At 59.9% G+C, this 14,827-nt stretch carries 16 protein-coding genes; 14 read left to right on the forward strand and 2 right to left on the reverse strand.

The features are described 5' to 3' along the window. The first annotated feature begins 15 nt into the window (after positions 1-15). The 3 genes from AARI_RS08290 (at position 16) to AARI_RS08300 (ending at position 3,849) form a co-directional block, all read left to right on the forward strand. Positions 16-1,005 carry a FecCD family ABC transporter permease gene (locus AARI_RS08290; RefSeq protein ID WP_013348857.1) on the forward strand — a complete coding sequence of 330 codons (990 nt, stop codon included), beginning with the start codon at positions 16-18 and terminating at the stop codon, positions 1,003-1,005. Further along, a complete protein-coding gene (locus AARI_RS08295; RefSeq protein WP_013348858.1) occupies positions 1,002-2,057 on the forward strand; it encodes a FecCD family ABC transporter permease in 1,056 nt (351 codons plus the stop codon). The genes AARI_RS08290 and AARI_RS08295 overlap by 4 nt, the downstream gene beginning before the upstream one ends. Before the next feature lie 64 nt (positions 2,058-2,121). Beyond that, positions 2,122-3,849 (forward strand): HNH endonuclease signature motif containing protein, encoded by a 1,728-nt coding sequence (locus AARI_RS08300; RefSeq protein WP_013348859.1) that lies wholly within the window; start codon positions 2,122-2,124, stop codon positions 3,847-3,849. 45 nt (positions 3,850-3,894) lie between these two features. On the opposite strand, the gene AARI_RS08305 is transcribed toward AARI_RS08300, so the two are convergent. Next, complete coding sequence (locus tag AARI_RS08305) at positions 3,895-4,524, reverse strand: LysE family translocator (RefSeq protein ID WP_013348860.1); 630 nt, start codon at positions 4,522-4,524, stop codon at positions 3,895-3,897. Between the two features lie 250 nt (positions 4,525-4,774). Here AARI_RS08305 and rpsP point away from each other — a divergent pair, with 250 nt between their 5' ends. From rpsP to AARI_RS08360, 11 genes are all read left to right on the forward strand, one after another. Next, on the forward strand, positions 4,775-5,185 hold the full coding sequence (rpsP, locus tag AARI_RS08310) for a 30S ribosomal protein S16 (RefSeq protein ID WP_013348861.1): 411 nt from the start codon (positions 4,775-4,777) through the stop codon (positions 5,183-5,185). Positions 5,186-5,187: 2 nt separating this feature from the next. Next, positions 5,188-5,430: an RNA-binding protein gene (locus tag AARI_RS08315; protein ID WP_013348862.1), complete on the forward strand. Its 243-nt coding sequence runs from the start codon at positions 5,188-5,190 to the stop codon at positions 5,428-5,430. Between the two features lie 154 nt (positions 5,431-5,584). After that, positions 5,585-6,127, forward strand: coding sequence for a ribosome maturation factor RimM (gene rimM / locus AARI_RS08320; protein ID WP_013348863.1), 543 nt, complete (start codon positions 5,585-5,587; stop codon positions 6,125-6,127). 3 nt (positions 6,128-6,130) lie between these two features. Continuing rightward, entirely contained in the window at positions 6,131-6,955 is an 825-nt protein-coding gene (trmD, locus tag AARI_RS08325; RefSeq protein ID WP_013348864.1) for a tRNA (guanosine(37)-N1)-methyltransferase TrmD, read from the forward strand. 250 nt (positions 6,956-7,205) lie between these two features. Further along, entirely contained in the window at positions 7,206-7,565 is a 360-nt protein-coding gene (gene rplS / locus AARI_RS08330; protein ID WP_013348865.1) for a 50S ribosomal protein L19, read from the forward strand. 13 nt (positions 7,566-7,578) lie between these two features. After that, on the forward strand, positions 7,579-8,226 hold the full coding sequence (lepB, locus tag AARI_RS08335) for a signal peptidase I (protein WP_013348866.1): 648 nt from the start codon (positions 7,579-7,581) through the stop codon (positions 8,224-8,226). 423 nt (positions 8,227-8,649) lie between these two features. Continuing rightward, positions 8,650-11,091, forward strand: coding sequence for a trypsin-like serine protease (locus AARI_RS08340; protein WP_013348867.1), 2,442 nt, complete (start codon positions 8,650-8,652; stop codon positions 11,089-11,091). A 173-nt stretch (positions 11,092-11,264) separates the two neighbouring features. Further along, positions 11,265-11,852: a hypothetical protein gene (locus AARI_RS08345; protein ID WP_013348868.1), complete on the forward strand. Its 588-nt coding sequence runs from the start codon at positions 11,265-11,267 to the stop codon at positions 11,850-11,852. A 167-nt stretch (positions 11,853-12,019) separates the two neighbouring features. Next, positions 12,020-12,724, forward strand: a complete 705-nt coding sequence (gene lepB, locus AARI_RS08350) for a signal peptidase I (RefSeq protein WP_231849462.1) — start codon at positions 12,020-12,022, stop codon at positions 12,722-12,724. Between the two features lie 11 nt (positions 12,725-12,735). Then, positions 12,736-13,461, forward strand: a complete 726-nt coding sequence (locus tag AARI_RS08355; RefSeq protein WP_013348870.1) for a ribonuclease HII — start codon at positions 12,736-12,738, stop codon at positions 13,459-13,461. After that, a complete protein-coding gene (locus tag AARI_RS08360) occupies positions 13,461-13,781 on the forward strand; it encodes a DUF2469 domain-containing protein (protein ID WP_013348871.1) in 321 nt (106 codons plus the stop codon). The genes AARI_RS08355 and AARI_RS08360 overlap by 1 nt, the downstream gene beginning before the upstream one ends. 95 nt (positions 13,782-13,876) lie before the next feature. On the opposite strand, the gene AARI_RS08365 is transcribed toward AARI_RS08360, so the two are convergent. Further along, positions 13,877-14,770 (reverse strand): glycine betaine ABC transporter substrate-binding protein, encoded by an 894-nt coding sequence (locus tag AARI_RS08365; protein ID WP_013348872.1) that lies wholly within the window; start codon positions 14,768-14,770, stop codon positions 13,877-13,879. Between the last annotated feature and the right edge of the window lie 57 nt (positions 14,771-14,827).

Raw genomic sequence — 14,827 nt, forward strand, 5'->3', positions numbered from 1 at the left:
CAGATTATCGACCGCATGACACCGCGCATCAGCTCACTGCTGATCCTGGCCGCCGGCGTGGGCGCCGCCATCGGGATCAGCCTGTGGATCGGCAGCACCACCTCCAGCTTCGCCGAGCTGCGCCACGCACTGCTGGCTCCCGACGGGCAAGTCTCCGATATCGCGATCCGCGAGATCCGCTGGCCGCGCACCGTCACCGCGCTGGCCGCCGGGGCCGCCTTGGGCATGGCCGGCACGCTGATCCAGGGCCATACCCGCAACCCGATCGCCGAACCCGGATTGCTGGGCATCAACCAGGGTGCGGCCCTGGCGATCGTCTCGGTCGTCGCATTCACCGGACCACTGCCAGCCTGGACCCAAGCGCTGCTGGCCCTGGGCGGGGCGCTGGCCGCGGCCCTGCTGGTCTTCGGCATCGGGCGCATCGACGGGCGCGGGGGATCGCCCATCACCTTGCTGCTGGTGGGCGCCGCGGTCACCGCACTGTGCGCCGGGGTAGTCTCGGCCATCGTGCTGCTCAGCGAAGCGGCACTGGAGACGTTGCGCTTCTGGCAGGTGGGCTCAGTAGTCCAAGGCTACGAATCCTTCCTGTCGCTGTGGCCGCTGCTGGTGGCCGGCACCGTGCTGGCCCTGGCCAATGCCCGCGGGCTGAACGCCCTGACCCTGGGCGAGGACTCCGCGCGCAGCCTGGGAATCACCGCCCTGCATGCCAGATCCCTGGGACTGGCCGCGATCGTGGCGCTCTCCGGGCTGGCGGTCACCCTGGCCGGTCCGATCGCCTTCCTGGGCCTGCTGGTGCCGCACATTTCGCGGCGCATCTTCGGCGCCGACTACCGCTGGATCATTCCCGGCTCCGCGTTATGCGGTGCACTGCTGCTGTGCGTGGCCGACGTGCTGGGCCGCATGCTGGCCCGCCCCGGGGAACTGCCCGTAGGCGTGGTCATCGCAATGCTGGGCGCACCATTCTTCATCTATGTGGCCCGGCGCCGCAAGGCGGTCACCGTATGAGCACCCAGATGATGCACCCATCGGCTTCGGCCCTGCGCGCCAAGCGCACCCTTGCCACCGGCGTGCTGTTGCTGACCGTCGCCTTCGCCGCGTTCTGCGTGCACCTGGCCATCGGAGGCACTCCGATCCCAGTGGGCGATGTGGTGGCTACGCTCTTCGGCGCGGCCCCCGATGCCCGCACCGAATTGGCCATCCTCGAATTCCGCCTGCCGCGCAGCGTAGCCGCAGTGCTCGCCGGGGCAGGCTTCGGCGTCGCTGGCGCACTGACTCAGAATGTCGCACGCAACCCGCTGGCCAGCCCCGACGTCCTCGGGGTGACCAACGGCGCGGCCCTGGGCGCGGTATCCGTCCTGGCGATCGGCGTGCACACCGGCGGACGCTCCGAGCTGCTGGTGCACTACGGACTGCCCATCGCCGCCACCCTGGGCGGACTGATGGTTTCCACCTTGGTCTTCGCCCTGGTCTGGCGCAGTTCACTGGAAAGCAACCGGCTGGTGCTGGTGGGCCTGGGCTTCAGCGGGCTGTGCGCCGCACTGACCTCCTGGATGCTGACCCTGGGCGAAATCTACAACGCCCAGCAGGCGCTGACCTGGCTGGCCGGGACCGTCAACGCGATTTCCTGGGCCGATCTGGCCATTGCCCCGGCGATCATCGTGCCCGGACTGATTCTTGCCATGCTGCTGCGCAACCAGCGCGAAGTGCTGGCCCTGGATTCGGATACCTCCCGCGCACTGGGCATGAACCTGGGACGCGACCGCGTGCTGATGCTCGCGCTGGCCTCGCTGCTGGCCATCGCCGCCACGGTGATCGCCGGTCCGTTGGCCTTCGTCGCGCTGGCCAGCGGGCATGCCGCGCGGCTGGTGGCCCGGGGCACCATCCCGCCGGTGCCCCACGCCGCATTGATCGGGGCGATCTTCGTGCTGCTTGCCGACCTGGTTGCGGCCCGCGCCTTCCCGGTGATCCTGCCTGCAGGGGTAGCCACCGCGGTCATTGGTGCGCCGTATTTGATTTTCCTGGTGATCCGCCAATCCAAGGTGCGCCAACGCGGCTAGCAGGTTATCCACACTCGGCGGCTTGCTTCAGCTGGCAGATGGTCACTGGACCCATGGTTGGTCCATGAGCATCCACCAGCTAGTTGCCGCGAGCCAGACTCTGCGCGAGGCCCTGACCGGGTCTTTGCCGCGCGCAGCGGCCCAAATGCTACTTGAGCTGATGGCATCTTGCTGCGCACTGCTGGTCAAGCTCTCGGTGTCCCTGCGCGAGATTGATGACCCGCGGGTGGCGGCGGCCCACGCAAGGCTGGTGGAAACCATCTACCGCTACACCCTGAGGGAACAACTGCACAGCGCCATCCACCTGGAATCCACCGGCGCCCACATGCTGGAGGATGAAGAGTTGGTGGCGGTCGCCGAATCGCGCAGCAGCTTCGCCGTTGGCGCCCGCCAGCATTCAGGACGGGCCCACTATCAGAACACCGGGGAGTTTCTGGCCACTTGGCTGGGACTGAATTCCCATGAAGGGCAGAACCGCGTGCGCGATGCGCACCTGCTCATCGCCCGCCGCCTGATGGATGGCAGCACCATCGCGCCGCGCATGAACCAGCTGGCCACGCTCTATACGCAGGCGCCAGCACTGGACCCGCGGCTCGTTGCCCGTGTCGCCCGCGCACTGGATAAATTCGAACCTGCAGACACCTGCTTCCAAGGCCAGCCGCTGGAACCTACCGCCAGCAATGAACAAGGCCAGCTTCTGGAACACCTCGCCGCGGAACTGCTCCAAGAACCAGACCGGGCCACCCGTGAATCCAAACTCGCCGCCCTGCTTGCTACCCAGCGCAAGGCCCGCAAGAAAACCAGAAACCCCGAACCGGGAATCTACCCCCGAGGAACGGTGGGTGACTGCGACAAGTACGAGCTGTATGTCGCCGGCACCCAGCGAGAAGAATTCCGCTCCACACTGGCCCAGGCGGATAACCCGCGCACCAACGCCGGCAAAGCGGCCCGCTCAGGCGAATCATCGGATGGCGTTGACATGGATTACGGGGCGGAGGAAAGCGGCAGTCAGGGTGAAGCGCAACCGGGCCAGAACGCCGGGGATCCTGCAGTCGATGAATTGTTCAGCAGCAAGGAGCCGCCACCGCCGTGGGCCAGAGAAGACCGAGGAACATTCTTTGGGCAGCAGTCAGCCGAAGAGCCTGAAGCTGAACAGCCAGCGCACGGCGCAGGCGAAGCAAACCCTTCGAGGAACCTGGATTCGTCCCTGCTTGGTGATGGGGAAGTACCCGTGGCCCAGCGACGGTTGAATGCACTAATGGCTGCACTTAGGCGACGTTCCACCGGCAAGGCTGCCAATGGCATTACCCCGAAGATCGGCATGCTCATCCAGCTGAGCGACCTGCAGGATCTTCGCGAGGCAAGCAAGCTGCGCGCCACCACCGGGCATGGGCTGAACCTGGATTCCGTGGACACCGCGCAACTGATCTGCCAAGGCGAGATCTACCGGGTGGTCTTCGGCCCCGACGGGCAACCGCTGGATGTCGGACGCAAGGAACGCTTCTTCACGGACGCCATGAAACGCGCGATCTTCGCCCGCGACCGTGGTTGCATCGTCCCCGGATGCACCGCGCCACCGGAAATGATCGAATACCACCACGACAATTGGTGGGAACGAGGCGGATGCACCTCTGTGCGCAATGGCAGTTGTCTGTGCCGACGGCACCATCATGCAATCCATGCCGGCCTGATTGGGCTGGTCACCGTCGGAGGGTTGGCACACATCATGCTGCCCAAGCATCTGGATCCGCTGCAAATACCGCGAAGAAATAGTGTTCCGGTGGCCGCCTGAGCACCGGAACCATGAACTGCTCCACCTGCCGGCTTGGGAAAGAAGCTATGGGCGCGAGAGCGCCACCTTCAGCCCGAAACCGATCAGCACCGTCCCGGTGATCCGGTCCATCCAGGACACCGACTTCGCTGAGCCCAGCCAGCGGCCAGCGATCCGAACCCCGTACACCAAGGCCACTGCCCACACCAGAGTCAGTGCAACATGCACCGCCGATAGCCCCATGCCCATGAGCAGGGCGTTGGTGCCCGCCGGGGTGAACTGCGGGATCGCCGCGATATAGAAGACGCCGATCTTCGGGTTCAGCACGTTGGTCACCAGCCCAGTCAGGTAAGTTCGATAACTGCTTTGCGGCATCGGGATCCGGGCGGCCGGCGACCGCTTCTTCTGCAGGCTCCGGTAGATCATCTGCCCGCCAAGGAACACCAGGTAGGCTGCACCGGCATAGGTTAAAACCTGGTAGGCCAGATTCGAAGCGGCCAGAATCGCCGACGCGCCAGCGGCCGCGGCCACGCCCCAAACGAACACTCCAGTGCAAATCCCCAGCGCAGCCAGCATCGCTTCACCGCGTCCACGGGTGATAGCTGAACGAAGAATCAACGCGGTGTCAACACCTGGAATCAATGTCATCAAAGCGGCAACGACACCGAAAGCCAGGAAAGCAGAAGGAACGGTCATACAATTAATACTAGGAGCTTCATCTCGGCGCGGTTTCCAAGGTGAGCAAGCTCATGATGATTGCTCGACGCGCGGTGCCGGATAGAGTTGGCCAGCGCGCATGCTCTCTGGCATAATTGCAGGGTACTCGATTTGCAGTGGACCCTCTCTCCGCTATAAATCCTGTCCTTTTAGAGTCTGGTAAGTAAGGCCTGCCCCACAGGTGCTAAAAATCGGATTCGACCATGTTGAGAAACAGGAGACCACAAAAGTGGCCGTAAAGATTCGTCTGAAGCGCTTCGGTAAGATGCGCGCACCTTTCTACCGCGTTGTTGTTATGGACTCGCGCGCCAAGCGCGATGGCCGTGCCATCGAGGAGATCGGTAAGTACCACCCAACCGAGAACCCTTCGGTTATCGAGATCAACTCGGACCGTGCACAGTACTGGCTGTCCGTTGGCGCTCAGCCAACCGAGCAGGTACACGCACTGCTGAAGATCACCGGTGACTGGCAGAAGTTCAAGGGCATCGATGGCCAGGAAGGCACCTACAAGGTTGCCGAGCCTAAGCCAGCATTCGTTGCTCCGGACAAGGGTTCTGTGATCCTCCCAGAGGCAATCACCAAGAAGGCTGAAAAGCCAGCTGCTGAAGAAGCAGAGGCCGAAGCTACCGAGGCTGAGTAACAGTGCTCGTTGATGCGCTAGACCACTTGGTACGCGGGGTCGTCGAAGAACCGGAAGACGTCAAGGTTGCCTTGAAGTCCACCCGTCGCGGCGACCTGCTCGAAGTACGTGTGAACCCTGAAGATCTCGGTCGTGTGATCGGACGACAGGGACGCACTGCTCGGGCACTGCGCACCGTGTTGGCAGCGTTGGCCAAGGAGCCGGTACGTGTCGATGTGATCGACACTGACCGACGCCGAGGCTAAACAACTTAGAGGTCTGACTTTTAAGTTGGCTTCGAAACGAAAGGAGTTTCCGTCCTAACTAGTGACGGGAGCTCCTTTCGTGTTTACCCCCAGATTTTTATTCCAGTCTCCCGGCACACCGCCACAGAACACAGTGCAGAAAGAGCAGCAGAATATGCGATTGCAGGTTGCCCGCATCGGCAAGCCCCACGGCATCCGTGGTGAAGTCACCGCCCAGGTTATGACCGACACCCCGGACGAGCGCTTCACCTCCGGTGAAGAACTGATCGTCGTGGACGGACCGGTCAAGACGCTGACCGTGAAAAGCGCGCGCTGGAACAAGACCATCCTGCTGCTCTCCTTCAAGGAAATCAACGACCGCAACCAGGCCGAAACCCTGCGCGGCGCCCGTCTGGAAATTGACGTTTCCGAAGAGCCAGAAGATGACTCCGATGAATGGTACGAGCATGAACTGCTCGACCTGAAGGTCATGCTCGACGGCGAACAGGTCGGTGTCATCACCGCACTGCGCACCAACCCAGCCCAGGACCTGCTGGTGTTCGAGAACTCCGAAGGCCAGGAAATCTACCTTCCCTTCGTTGACGAATTCGTGCCGGAAATCGACCCTGAAGCCGGCATCGTGGTCATCACCCCGCCTGCAGGCTTGCTGACCTTGAACAGCGAAGAGTCGGAAAACGACGAAGAGGGAAGCAAGTAAGCCATGCGTCTTGATGTCATCTCGATTTTCCCGGAGTACCTGCAGCCGCTCTCGCTCTCGCTGATCGGACGCGCCGCAGAAGACGGCATCCTGGATCTGAACGTCACCAACCTGCGCGACTTCGCCACCGACAAGCACCGCAAGGTCGATGACACTCCTTATGGCGGCGGAGCCGGCATGGTGATGATGCCAGAACCTTGGGGCCAGGCACTTGACTCGGTGCGCCCGGCAAATGCTGCCGGCGCCAAGCCGACCTTGATCGTCCCATCGCCGGCAGGAACTGTTTTCAACCAGCGGATGGCTTACGAGCTGGCAGAAGAAGAGCACCTGGTCTTCGCCTGCGGCCGCTATGAGGGCATTGACGAACGCGTTATCGAATACGCGCACGAGAACTTCAACGTCATCCCGGTCTCCATTGGAGATTACGTGCTCAATGGGGGAGAAGTAGCCGTCATGGTGATGGTGGAAGCCATCGCCCGGTTGATCCCTGGAGTCATCGGCAATCCCGAATCCTTGGTCGAAGAGTCGCACTCCGATGTACTGCTGGAATACCCGGTCTACACCAAGCCTGCTTCATGGCGCGGCCGCGACGTTCCCGAGGTGCTGCTGGGCGGCAACCACCAGCGCGTGGGACGCTTCCGCCGCGATGAGCAGATCAAGCGCACCGCCGTGCGCCGTCCGGATCTGATCACCCAGCTGGATGCCGAATCGTTGAACCGCCGCGACCGCGATGCGCTGTGGCACAGCGGATTCGCGCTGGTAGACGGTGAGATCACCCCGAAGTCCAAATTGGACTGGGCCACCGGGGCCGGCACCGAAAAGGACTAAGAGGCCAACATCACCTGAAAGTCATTTCGGGCAGACTCGCATCGGCTTCGCTGATACGGCATAATTGTTTCTTGGTGTGTTTTTGTTCGACTCCTGCCGCAGGGGGAAGTTCGAGCCATAGGAAACCACCGCACCGATTGCTAGAGGCAATTGGTGGTACAACGTTCCGGGGATTTCACTGGCCTAGGCCGGTGTCGGACCCCGCTACGAGGATTCGGTGACCTGCGGCATTGATCCTAGGAGATGCACCATGCATATTCTTGACTCTGTTGACTCAGCTTCGCTGCGCTCTGACGTTCCTGCCTTCGGCGCAGGTGACACCCTCAAGGTGCACGTCAACATCATCGAAGGTAAGAACTCCCGTGTTCAGGTCTTCCAGGGCTACGTCCTTGGTCGCCAGGGCCGCGGCGTAGGCGAGACCTTCACCGTTCGCAAGGTTTCCTTCGGCACCGGTGTTGAGCGTACCTTCCCAGTTCACTCCCCAATCATCGATAAGATTGAGGTTGTGTCCAAGGGCGACGTACGTCGTGCAAAGCTGTACTACATGCGCGATCGTCACGGCAAGGCTGCACGCATCCGCGAGAAGCGCGACTTCGGCGCAAAGAAGTAATCTGCGTTCTTCTATGAACCAGATTGCACGCACCGAGCGAGCAACATCGAAGCGCCGGGCCTTTTCATGGGTCTGGCGCTTCGCTGTACTCGCCATCATTCTGGGCCTGCTGGCCACCATCTTGATCCGCGCCACGGTGATGGACGTCTTCCATATCGAGTCGAACTCCATGGAATCCACGCTTAACCCTGGCCAGAGCATCGCAGTGGACCGCAGGGCCTACGCCGAAAGCGCACCGCAGCGCGGGGACGTCATCGTATTTGACGGCCGTGGATCCTTCCTGCCTTACGCGAAAGCCAGCTTCGCCGATGATCTGCTCAACGCGTTCAGCCTCACCGGCAGCAACAACAAGTACGTCAAGCGCGTCATTGGCGTAGGCGGAGACACCATCGAGTGCTGCAGTGCAGACGGGCGCCTTCTGGTCAATGGCGAACCGATAGATGAGCCGTACATCTTTGCCGGGGATGCGCCCAGCGAGCAGAAGTTTTCCGTAGCGGTTCCCGAAAACCGATTGTGGGTCATGGGGGACCACCGTTCCACTTCCAAGGATTCGCGAGCATTACTCGGGGCCAGTGGCGGAGGAATGATCAGCATAGACCGCGTCACAGGCAAGGCCACGCACGTAGTCTGGCCACTGGATCAGCGTTCCGAGATCGAATGACACGGTGAAACAAAAAGAGATTTCGCTAGCGTCGAATGGGTAGAACTACCCATTCGGCGCTATTTTTCTATGCGCATGTATTTTATTTCGAACGTAAATTTCGACACGCCTGAAGCTGTGCAGATGATGTGCAAATTGTGCGGTGGCACTCAGATATCACCAAGCTGACTAGGGTGTAGAAAGAGTAGTCCAATCTTAAACCAACTCTACTGACGCGTAAGTTGTGACCTGATAGGAATGGTTCATCGTATTATGACTAGGCCAAACAGGAAGTGGAATTTGTATTTTCGTTGGATTCGGTGGTTGAAAAACAGTGGCGCAACCAAGTAGTGTTTCATTTTGGTAACAACACCTGTGCCTATGCGCACGTCCTGGGGTAGGGTCGGCGCGGGCACTCGCACCATAAATCTGGGAGAAGCATTAATGCCACATCCAAAAAAGAAGACTGCGCAACGCGGCATCGTTGCAGCAGCCGCGACCGCCTTGGTGGTCGGCTCTAGCTTCATGCCGGCACTAGCGGCGCCGACGGCTTCCGAGTCGCCATCTGCGCCTGCAACGGCTGACGACAATGTTTCCGACACTTCGGGTTCAGTGGATACCACTGGCCTGGCTGAAGCTATTGAACGCGACCTGGGCGAAACCCCAGAAGAGTACTTGGCAGAAGCTAAGGTTTCGGCCAAGGCCAGCGACATTAAGACTGCATTGCGCGAGGCCAAAATTGACAGCAACGTTGTTGTCAAGGACGGCGTTGTCGTCGTGCAGGTTGGCAAGGGCGATCTGAGCGCTTCGAAGAAGGTCATCGCCGAAGTTGAAGCTGCTGAGACTACCGTAGCTGGCGAGGAGGTAGTCCAGGCTACTGCTACTGCTACCGCAGAAGCTGCAGAGGAATCTGTTCCTGCCGCGGTTGCGCCAACCGAGGCCACTAAGAAGGCTGAAAAGGTTGAGAAGAAGTCGGTAGAGCCTTCAGCAACGGAGAAAGCGACCGAAAGCGCAGCTGTCGAATTCGAAACTGAAGAAGTCTCGAGCATTGACGAAGTTCTGAAAAAGCTGAAGAAGACTGCTTCACCAGAGGCTCTGAAGGAACTTACCTCGGTCACCATTGATGAACACGGACAGGTTATTGTTCGTGCTGGTGAAGCCAGCAAGACCAAGTCAAGCGAAGCTTCAGAATCCGCCTCGAAGAGCAACCACCCGGAGCTTTCCCTTACAGAGGCAATCGAACGCCTTGACGGTGCCAAGCTGAAGCTGTCAAAGGATGGCGGGCCGGCCACGCCAGCTGCTCTTGAAGATGTTTACGGTGGCATGGGCTACGCCACGACCGCTGACGGAGATTACTCCGGGTCGTTCGGCATCTGCTCCGTGGGTTTGAATGCTTGGAACGCAGAGGGTGAAGACGCAGTCATCACCGCCGGTCACTGCACCACCGACGGTTCCATGAAAGACGTCAACATCCTCGAACACGACGCGATTAATAAGCCTTCGGCAATTGGCATTGACCTTGGAACCTTCGGGTTTAGCCAGTTTGGTACCGCTGGCAACGGTGGCCACCCGTGGAATCCTGAAGAAGCAGGCGACTGGGAAATTGGCACGGACATCGCAGTCATCGATGCTATCAACCCAGCAGCAAACCTTCATCCAGCAGTCACTAAGTGGCCAGCTGGCGTGGATGAGCGTGAAGCGACTATCAATATCACCAGCGCTGGCGCAGGTGTCGTTGGTCAATCCGCATGCAACTCCGGCCGAACCACCGGCTGGCAGTGCTCCGAGCTTTTGGAAGAAGGCGTCTTCTTCGTCGGCGGCTACGATGAGAACGGCGAACAGACCGATCAAAGCGTTCGTACCGTTTGGGGCTACACCGGTGCCAACCCTGAGGGGAACACCCTTCTCCCAGGCGACTCCGGTGGCTCTGTTGTTCAAGGCACACGAGCAATCGGTGTCAACAGCGCCTACGGCGCAGGCGTGGCTCTCTACACCTCACTGGTGGATGCTCAGGCAAAGACTCCTGTTAAGGATTACGCTGTGAAGCTGTTCATCTCGGCTCCACAGATTACCGCGGACAACGGCACGGAAGTTGAAGCTGGCGATGCAATTACCGGCACTGTTGCCAATGCAGCAGATGGTACCAAGGTAGACATCATCGTTGAAGGCAAGGTTATCGACACCGTCACCGTTAAGGCTGGCAAGTTCTCCTTTACTGCGCCAGAAGAGCTAGGCGAGTTCAGCTTCACCGTGCAGGCAAAGAACGGCTTTGACAAGTCGGCAACGACTAACGCGAACGTAGTTGTCATCGCAGCTCCAACGCCAACTTCGACTCCTACCGAGGAGCCTACCGAGGAGCCAACTTCGACTCCTACCGAGGAGCCTACCGAGGAGCCAACTTCGACTCCTACCGAGGAGCCTACCGAGGAGCCAACTTCGACTCCTACCGAGGAGCCTACCGAGGAGCCAACTTCGACTCCTACCGAGGAACCGACTGCGGAGCCAACTTCGACTCCTACCGAGGAACCGACTGCGGAGCCTACCGAGGAACCGACTGCGGAGCCTACCGAGGAACCGACTGCGGAGCCTACCGAGGAACCGACTGCGGAGCCTTCGGAAAGCACGTCGCCATCGCCTTCCGAGGACGAAACTGAGAAGCCATCGACCTCGCCTTCGGCAACCGAAGATGACAAGTCGGAAGCTCCAAAGGATCAGAAGGACGATGAGCCAACCAAGTCGGTTACTCCGAAGGAAAACCCTAAGGACGACGACGCACTGGCAGATACCGGTTCGAACAGCGTTCCGCTGATCGCCGCCGGTGGCGCAATGGCCTTGGCCGGCGCAGCCTTCCTGCTGTTCCGCCGCAGCGCACGTCGCCAAGGCTAAGGGAATCTTTCCCGGCAGGACAAGTTCCTGCTGAAAGTGCCCCGCTACTTTGGAAAAAGTAGCGGGGCATTTTCACTTGGTACACATGTAGCTCCGTGCTTGCTCTACGAATCGGGTATTAGTGTCATAGCTAGGATCGTAGTGGCCGCGCGAATATCACCGAGGTGTAATTTATGAATTTCCAGTTTAGAACTTCACGCACTCCCATGGTGCTGGCCTCCAGTGCCACAATAGCCGCCTTGATGCTTACCGGCTGCGGCCAGGAACCCGCACCGGGTGCGCAGACTTCTACGTCTGCCGAAGCCTCCGAATCCGCCCAGCAATCCGATAATACAAATGGGAGCACCGTGGACCAGGACGAACTGTTGCAGATCAATGATCAACTATCTGAGACTCTGGGCGATGAATATGTCCAGGGATGGGTCAAGGATGGCCAGCTAAATGTTTCAACCACCAACGAGAAACAGCTTGACGCCATTGAAGCGGCAGGGGCGGTAGGCCACTTGGTCCAGTTCAGCAATGAAGAATTGCGTTCAGCCATCCAGGAAATTATGAAGTGGCAGGGCAAGCAGGAAAATCCTGTACGCAGCGCCATTCACGCCTATACCTTGAACCCGGAAACCGGCGGCATCACCCTGTCGGTCGACAAGAGCCAGCTTGAAGAAGTGCAGAAGCTGATTGAAGCCGACCAGCCCGTTGGCGACATCCCAGTGGATTACAAATCAAGCGGTGGCATAATGACGCCGGCAGCAACACAGTAGAAGAATATCTGCACGAGCAGATACGCAGCAATGGCCAGTCCCTTTCGTCGGGTCTGGCCATTGCTGGGTCCAGGGGCAACTGGCCGTTGCGGAGCAATGATCAGTTGGGTCTTTGCTGGCACGTAAGATAGGGATCAGACGCAAGCATGGAAGGTACTAATCGAATCGTGAGCGCAGCATCAGCCGAGAATCCTCAAAGCAGGGGACCGCTTTATAAAATATGGCGCTTCGTCCGCGAGATTGTCATCATCATCGCGATTGCCTTGTTGCTCTCGTTCGTGATTAAGACTTTCTTCTTCCGTGCCTACTACATCCCATCGGGCTCCATGGAACACACCTTGGAAGTCGATGACCGGATCTTCGCCAATCTCATGGTTCCCGGCCCATTCGAGCTGGAACGCGGAGATGTCGTTGTATTCCGTGACGACCAGCAGTGGCTGCCACCGCTGACCGAGTACCCCACCGCATTCCAAAATGTGCTCTCGTTTGTCGGTGTGCTTCCAGCGGCCGATGAGCAGTACCTGGTCAAGCGCATCATCGGCATGCCCGGTGACACCGTGGAATGCTGCACCGCAGAAGGTGCCATCACGATCAATGGCGAGCCCATCGACGAGCCGTACATCTATGACGGAGACAGCCCATCAGATATGGAATTCAAGGTGACCGTCCCAGAAGGAAAGCTCTGGGTGATGGGCGATCACCGTGGCGCCAGCGCGGATTCCCGCTTCCATGCCGATCGCCAAGGCGGATTCGTCGACATTGAATCCGTCCAAGGCCGCGCTTCGGTGATCTCGTGGCCTACTTCGCGCTGGGGCACCATCGACTCCCATGAAGAAGTCTTCGCCAATGTCCCGCACGCAGTAGCTAAGTAGAGTACCTTTCCATGGCCGATTCCAAGAGCAAGGCAACCACACTCGAACACGAGCGCGCCCTGGCCGCCAAGCACGGCGTCCGCTATATCGCTGCCGTCGATGAGGTGGGACGAGGCGCGCTGGCTGGTCCGATTACCGTCGGAATGACCGTGATAGATATCCAGCAGGTCACCGAATTCCCTGCGCTGCGCGATTCAAAGCTCCTGAGCCCGGATACCCGGATGGCACTGGTTGACCCAGTGCGCCAATGGGCCGTTGGCTACGGCGTGGGGCATGCCTCGGCAACTGAAATCGATGAGCTCGGCGTCACTGGCGCCCTGCGCCTGGCTGGATCGCGGGCCATGGTGCAGTGCGCCATCCAGCCCGAAGCGGCACTTCTGGATGGCAGCTACGACTGGCTAACCGCGCCTGAACCGGATCTGTTCGATATCCTGGCCGACGACCGCGAGCCCGTTGGCCTGCGTATCCCGGTGGCTACCATCGTGAAGGGCGACATGACCTGCCAGGCGATTGCCGGGGCTTCCATTCTGGCCAAGGTCGAACGCGACGTGATCATGGTTGGGCTGGCGACCGAGCACCCGGACTTCGGATGGGAGATCAACAAGGGCTATGCGACCGCCGCGCATCGTGCCGCGATCGTCGCCCAAGGTCCCTGCGACTACCACCGCAAGAGCTGGAACTTGACTTCGGGTGCTGATCAGGCCCAAGGTGAAGCCACGACAAAGAAAGCAAAGTGATGGCTGCCGACGACCTGGAAAACTACGAGTCCGACATGGAACTGCAGCTATACCGCGAGTACAAAACCGTGGCGGGGCTGTTCAATTACGTGGTCGAGACCGAACGCCGCTTCTACCTGGCCAACCAGGTGGACGTGAAAACCCTGAGCAACGCCGGGGAAGTCTACTTCGAACTGAACCTCACCGACGCGTGGGTGTGGGACATCTACCGGCAAGGGCGTTTTGTGAAGTCCGTGAAGGTGCTGACGTTCAAGGACGTCAACGTCGAGGAACTGAATCGTGACGAGCTGCAGATCCCCAAGGAGGGGCTGGACTCCTGAACGAATCAGCGTCTAATTAATCAAAGGCCGGCGCCAGTCCACATGAGTTGGACCGGCGCCGGCCTTTGCAATTGAGGTCCGCAGCCCCAGACTTACTAGGAAGCGGTCATGCGCTCGACGATGTCGGCGTGCTCTTCCATCCACTGGCGCACCAGCGGCTCGTAGTCATCAGTGTCGTTGTCTACGAACAAGAGCTTCTCAAGGGTGTATAGCTCGTCCAGGCTCAACTTGAAGCCGCCCATCCAATCGGCAACCTCAGGGAAATCCTTGGCGAAGCCGGCACGGGAGTAGTTGTGGATGCTCTCGGTGTTGCCCAAAGATCCCTTTGGATCTTCCAGGTTTTTCACCGGGAACGAGGAGTAGGCCCAGTGTGGTTCCCACAAGGTCACAACGATGTTCTCGCCGGCATCGGTGGCGGTTTTCAGCTCGGTGAGCATGGCCGAGGTGGAGCTGGTGACGAAGTCCATGTCCTCCAATCCGTAATCAGGGATCACCGACTCCTCCATGGTGCGAGTCAGGCCAGCGCCTGCCTCGATGCCCACGATTTTGTTGTTGAACTTGTCGGCGTTGGCGGCCAGATCTTCCAGGGAATCGATCGGGGCGTCTTTGTTGACGGCAACGGTCAGCTTGGATTCGTCATTCCAGGCGCCCAGGTCCTCGATATCGGTCCCGAACTTGTCCAGGTAGTCCTTGTGGGTGACCGGCAGCCACACGTCGGTGGTCAGGTCGTAATCGCCCGAGGCCAGTCCGGAGAACAGTGGGGCAACGTCGGAGTATTCCAGGTTGACGTCGTAACCTTTGTCCTCCAGTACGGCCTTCCACAGTTCGCTGGTGGCAATGCCCTCATCCCAGCCGTTGAAGACCGCGATGGTTACTTCCTTCGACGCTTGTGCGTCGCCTTCGCCTCCGGCATCGCTGCTGGAGCACGCGGTAAGTCCCAATGCCGCAGTGGCGGCCAGTGCGCCAAACTTCATAATGGTGCGATTCATGATCTATCCCTTTCCATGGCGCTGGTCTTTCCAGTCGCCGTCCGACCCCGGGGATCC

The organism is Glutamicibacter arilaitensis Re117 (assembly GCF_000197735.1).
GTDB lineage: Bacteria > Actinomycetota > Actinomycetes > Actinomycetales > Micrococcaceae > Glutamicibacter > Glutamicibacter arilaitensis.